Below are 3052 nucleotides of genomic sequence, written 5' to 3'. Positions count from 1 at the left end.
GGAGCGACACACGAGGTTCGAACTCGTGACCTCAACCTTGGCAAGGTTGCGCTCTACCAACTGAGCTAGTGTCGCATCAACAACGTTTCCGCTGTTTAGGGCTGCGAATTATAAGAGCATTTTTTTGTGATGCAAGTCCTTCCTTCAAAAAAACTTTATTTTTTTACTGAACGACGAAAAAGCAATCAAAAGCGATATAAATTACAACAATTTGGATCGCAACTTTAACAGTTAAATCTTGAAAATAGTACCTCGATAGTACTTAAGTTCTGCGATGGACTCACGAATGTCGTCCAAGGCCAAATGTGTTCCCTGTTTTGTGAACCCATTTAGCACCTCAGGTTGCCAGCGACGTGCTAGTTCTTTAAGAGTACTAACGTCAACATATCGGTAATGGAAGAACTCTTCCAACTCAGGCATATGCTTGTATAAAAAGCGACGATCCTGCCCAATGCTGTTACCACATATTGGCGACGCCCCTTTTGGCACCCATTTTTCTAAAAATTCAATGGTTTGTGCGACTGCGTCTTGTTCTGAGATTTGACTGTTTCGAACGCGCTCCACCAAACCGCTTGCCGTATGCGTATTAGTACACCAGTCGTCCATTTTCGCCAGTTCTTCTTCCGGCTGATGAATCGCTAACACTGGACCTTCAGCCAAAATATTTAGTTCGCTATCCGTGACAATAGAAGCAATTTCGATGATTTTGTGCGTTTCAGGATCAAGCCCTGTCATCTCTAAATCAACCCAAATTAGGTTTTGATCGCTAAAGGACATGGTTACGCCGCCTATTTGTTTATCGATAAAAGAGGTACTATACCTCAAAATACGAGAAACACGATACTCATACACGGAGCCAAGAGTACGGCTCAACCATTTGAGTAAATTCACATAAAGTACAGAATTGTGGCAAAGAAGAAAAAGTTAACCAAAGGTCAGGTGCGACGCGTACGTAGCAACCAACAAAAGCGTTTGAAGAAGCAAGAAGATTCCATTCAGTGGGATGAAAACATGCTAGGCGCCAGCAAGCAAGGTCTCGTGATCACTCGTTTTGGTCAGCACGCGGACATTGAAGACCTTGAAACAGGCGAAATTCAACGCTGTAACCTCCGCCGTGGTATTGAGTCTCTAGTATCTGGCGATCGTGTTTTATGGCGCGAAGGATTGGAGTCTATGGCGGGCATCTCTGGTGTTGTTGAAGCGGTAGAACCTCGCTCTTCAGTGCTCACTCGTCCAGATTATTACGATGGCCTAAAACCCGTTGCAGCCAATATTGATCAAATGGTCATTGTCTCTTCGGTATTACCAGAGCTATCGCTAAATATTATTGACCGCTATCTCGTTGCATCAGAAACACTGAATATTGCGCCATTGTTGGTCTTAAATAAGGTCGACCTTCTAGAAGCCGATGACCGTGCAATGTATGAAGAATGGCTCAAAGAATATGAACGTATTGGCTATAAAGTGCTTCTGGTCAGCAAGAAGTCTGGAGAAGGCATTGCTGAACTAGAAACCCTGCTGCGTGATCGAATTAATATCTTTGTTGGTCAATCAGGCGTAGGGAAATCCAGCTTAGTCAACGCGTTAATGCCGGAACTAGAGAGCGAAGTGGAAGAAGGCGAAGTCTCTGAGAACTCTGGCTTGGGCCAACACACCACGACGGCTGCACGTTTATACCACATTCCAACGGGTGGCGATTTGATCGACTCACCTGGAGTACGTGAATTTGGTCTTTGGCATTTGGAAGCAGAAGAAGTAACAAAAGCATTCGTTGAATTTCGACCATATTTAGGCGGTTGCAAGTTCCGAGATTGTAAACACAATGATGACCCAGGCTGCCTTCTACGTGAAGCTGTCGAGAACGGGGAAATTAACGAAACTCGCTTTGAAAATTATCATCGTATTTTGGAAAGCATGGTTGAAAACAAAGCAAATCGTCAGTATTCACGTAATAAAAAAGCCGATCTGTAATTGAGTTAAGGCTGTAACTGTGTAAAAAGTCTTCACCTAATACTGACAAGCAAATTAAATTTCAGTAACATCACGCGCCCTAAAGCGCGAATCTAACAGAAGTATCGGAATTAAAGATGGACAAGTTTAAAGTTGGACTGCAGTACTGGATCCCACAACACGGCCTCACTCGCCTAATGGGTAAACTGGCTTCAGCAAAAGCTGGCGGTCTAACAACAGCAGTTATTCGTTGGTTTATCAAACAATACAATGTGAATATGGATGAGGCAAAGCACTCAGATCCTAAGCATTTTAAAACGTTCAACGAGTTTTTCGTTCGTGAGCTAAAAGAAGGCGCACGCCCAATTTCTGAAGGCGAAAACGTCATCACTCATCCAGCCGACGCTTGTGTTAGCCAGTTTGGCCCTATTGAAGATGGTCAACTTATCCAAGCAAAAGGTCATCACTTCTCAGCACAAGAATTGCTGGGCGGTGACGCGAATTTAGCTGACGAATTTAAAGATGGTTCTTTTGCGACATTGTACCTATCTCCGCGCGATTACCACCGTGTACACATGCCATGTGACGGCACTCTGCGCCAAATGATTTACGTACCAGGTGACCTGTTCTCAGTAAACCCTCTGACAGCAGAAAACGTACCAAACCTATTTGCACGTAACGAGCGTGTGGTGTGTATCTTCGATACTGAGTTTGGTCCAATGGCACAGGTGCTTGTTGGTGCGACAATTGTTGGTAGCATTGAGCAAGTATGGGCTGGCACGATCACTCCGCCTCGTGGAAACACTGTCTACAAATGGGATTACCCAGCAGAGGGTGACAAGGCCGTGATCTTGAAAAAAGGCGAAGAGATGGGCCGCTTCAAACTGGGTTCTACTGTTATTAACCTGTTTGCCAAAGACGCGATTGAGTTTGACGCAAGCATGGAAAACGGTAAGCCAACCGTTATGGGCACACCTTACGCCTTGAAAAAATAAGTAAAACAACGTTAAAGAGCCCTTTATTAAGGGCAATGTAGTTCACTTAAGAGGAGCCGCGTAGCGATTAACAGGGTATCGGGTCTTTGATATTTTTACCGCCCTAG

Annotated in this window: 3 protein-coding genes and 1 tRNA gene; 2 read left to right on the top strand and 2 right to left on the bottom strand. The window is 44.5% G+C overall.

Translation table 11 applies throughout. The features are described 5' to 3' along the window. Positions 1 to 2: 2 nt before the first annotated feature. Together R7Z41_RS23575 and orn are read right to left on the bottom strand one after the other, a co-directional pair. Positions 3 to 75 (bottom strand) — tRNA-Gly (locus R7Z41_RS23575). A 156-nt stretch (positions 76 to 231) separates the two neighbouring features. Continuing rightward, on the bottom strand, positions 232 to 777 hold the full coding sequence (orn, locus tag R7Z41_RS23570; RefSeq protein WP_017635574.1) for an oligoribonuclease: 546 nt from the start codon (positions 775 to 777) through the stop codon (positions 232 to 234). A 129-nt stretch (positions 778 to 906) separates the two neighbouring features. Here orn and rsgA point away from each other — a divergent pair, with 129 nt between their 5' ends. Both rsgA and asd read left to right on the top strand, forming a co-directional pair. Next, a complete protein-coding gene (gene rsgA, locus R7Z41_RS23565; protein WP_005386419.1) occupies positions 907 to 1971 on the top strand; it encodes a small ribosomal subunit biogenesis GTPase RsgA in 1065 nt (354 codons plus the stop codon). A 116-nt stretch (positions 1972 to 2087) separates the two neighbouring features. Next, a complete protein-coding gene (gene asd, locus R7Z41_RS23560; RefSeq protein ID WP_005381465.1) occupies positions 2088 to 2945 on the top strand; it encodes an archaetidylserine decarboxylase in 858 nt (285 codons plus the stop codon). The last annotated feature ends 107 nt before the right edge of the window (positions 2946 to 3052 follow it).

The organism is Vibrio sp. 1457 (assembly GCF_033340195.1).
GTDB classification, from domain to species: Bacteria; Pseudomonadota; Gammaproteobacteria; order Enterobacterales; family Vibrionaceae; genus Vibrio; species Vibrio alginolyticus.
Note: the sequence above shows the minus strand (reverse complement) of the source record. Positions and strands in the feature narration are given on the sequence as shown.

Bases quoted from the DNA above. Each gene is read 5' to 3' on its own strand.
- asd (WP_005381465.1), top strand. From the start codon at position 2,088: ATGGACAAGTTTAAAGTTGGACTGCAGTACTGGATCCCACAACACGGC.
- orn (WP_017635574.1), bottom strand. From the start codon at position 777: ATGTCCTTTAGCGATCAAAACCTAATTTGGGTTGATTTAGAGATGACA.